Source organism: Methylophaga sp. UBA5088 (genome assembly GCF_002414625.1).
Lineage (GTDB): Bacteria > Pseudomonadota > Gammaproteobacteria > Nitrosococcales > Methylophagaceae > Methylophaga > Methylophaga marina.
Window position 1 is genome coordinate 6,548 of the sequence record NZ_DIAC01000078.1, and the last position, 2,057, is coordinate 8,604.

At 41.7% G+C, this 2,057-nt stretch carries 3 protein-coding genes; 2 read left to right on the plus strand and 1 reads right to left on the minus strand.

The window, feature by feature from the left end:
• Nucleotides 1-838, plus strand: an 838-nt coding sequence (locus B4K20_RS09965; protein ID WP_289282767.1) for a patatin-like phospholipase family protein, incomplete at its 5' end; no start/stop codon positions are given.
• Here the strand turns inward: B4K20_RS09965 and B4K20_RS09970 are convergent.
• Nucleotides 839-1,753 (minus strand): LysR family transcriptional regulator, encoded by a 915-nt coding sequence (locus tag B4K20_RS09970; RefSeq protein ID WP_289282768.1) that lies wholly within the window; start codon nt 1,751-1,753, stop codon nt 839-841. It abuts the gene before it with no gap.
• Between the two features lie 112 nt (nt 1,754-1,865).
• On the opposite strand from B4K20_RS09970, the gene B4K20_RS09975 reads away from it, so the two are divergent.
• Nucleotides 1,866-2,057 (plus strand): DoxX family protein (locus tag B4K20_RS09975; RefSeq protein WP_289282769.1); only part of this gene is annotated, 192 nt, incomplete at its 3' end.

Below are 2,057 nucleotides of genomic sequence, written 5' to 3' on the forward strand. Positions count from 1 at the left end.
CATCACTCCAGACATTGTAACGGGTACGTCAATAGGCGCTTTGGTTGGGGCTGCTTATGTCGCTAATAATCTCGGCAAACTGAATGACTGGGTGTTGCAATTGGATAAATTAAAAACGGCTCAATACTTTGCCATTAACCGGTCTCTGCAAGGTTTTGTAAACAAAAACCGTCTGCGCACATTTCTTAATGAATATGTGGTGGAACAGGAGCTTGAGATAGAGAATATGCAGAGCTGTTTTGCTACTGTTGCAACAGATTTGTATAGTGGCCGCGAAATATGGAATACACGTGGCAATATGATGGATGCAGTATGGTCTTCCATGTCTTTACCTGGCTTGTTTCCGGCAATAAAGCATAATAATCGATGGTTGATTGATGGAGGGCTCGTTAATCCTGTGCCGGTGTCTTTATGCCGAGCCATGGGCGCGGATGTGGTGATTGCTGTGAACCTCAATAGCGGCATTGTGGGCAAACATTTCAGAACAGATATTGATGATGTAGAGCCATCAATAGCATCAGAACCACCAAAAAGTTGGACTGGAAAAGTCAGTCACATGGTGACGGACTACACCAATAATTTGTTTCCCAAACGTCGTGAACAAAAAGAAGAAGCGCCTGCTTTATTAGATGCCATTGCCGCATCGATTAATATTACACAGGACAGAATTACCCGCAGCCGAATGGCCGGTGATCCACCTGAAATTATTTTAAATCCTCGCCTTTCTCATATCGGTATTCTGGAGTTTTATCGTGCAGATGAAGCCATCAAAGAAGGGATCGCCTGTGTTAAGCGTCAGCAAACCGAGCTAAGTTATTATCTCTCGATGGATAAGTAATTACAGACTCGGACTATCCCAGTCTTTTAGCCGGCTAAAATATTCTTGTAAAAAATCAATCAGAATCCTGACGCGGTGTGATAAAAAGCGTGTCTGTGGATAGATGGCATAAATACCAATATCTTTCTGAACCAGTGCCTTATCGAGAACAGTGATCAACTTGCCCGATTTGAGCGCAGAAAATGCAATAAAATCAGGGCTCAAAATTAACCCTTTTCCATCTATACAGACATCCCGTAGATATTCGCCATTATTTGAAGACAGTACTGTAGGCAAATTAACAGACATCACCTCACCTTGATGGTCCAGTAATGACCAACTGCTACTGACATGTGAATATTGCAGCTTTACGTGCCCGTAAAACAAGTCTTCAGTTTGTTCAGGTAAGCCATTTTGAGCAAAGTAATCAGGACTGCCGCAGATATAAAGACGGGTAGAGGCCAGTTTACGTGCGATCATACTTGAGTCAGTAAGATTAGATATACGTATGGCCAAATCTAAACCTTCAGCGACTAAGTCCTGATGTCTGTCACTAAAATCAATATCAAAAATGATGTCTGGATGCATTTGATTAAACTCGCGTAGAGCCGGACTCAAGTGCAGCAAACCAAAGCTAATGGGGGCAGATAATCTGATACGACCAGATAATGATGTTTGCTCATTGCCTAACGCATTTTCAACCTCATAAATATCATCGAGAATACGGACACAATGCTGGTAGTAACTGCGACCGGCATCGGTAAGCGTTTGTTTACGCGTTGTTCGTTTAAGCAAGCTGATACCCAGTCGTTTCTCTAAATCAGTTAAACGTTTACTGATAGCAGATTTCACCGTATTCATTTGCTCTGCAGCTTTGGTGATACTGCCAGCTTCCACTACCCGCACAAAACACTGCATTTCTTCTAACTGACTCATCTCTATTGTTCTCTATTTGGTAACAATAAGTTCATTAATACACTGTTTTATAAAAATATGGAAACGATAAACTGTGAACCATCTTAACAACACAACAAAAAGGAAAAATTACATGAATGCAGTCACAGGATTAGCAACAGTCACAGGTCGGTTTTTGTTAAGTCTGATGTTTATTTCAGCGGGTATTGGAAAACTCGGTGCAGGTTATGAAGCGACACAAGGCTATATGAGCATGATGGGAGTACCTGCATCACTGTTACCTTTAGTGATAGCAACAGAAATTTTAGGTGGTTTGGCTATCTGG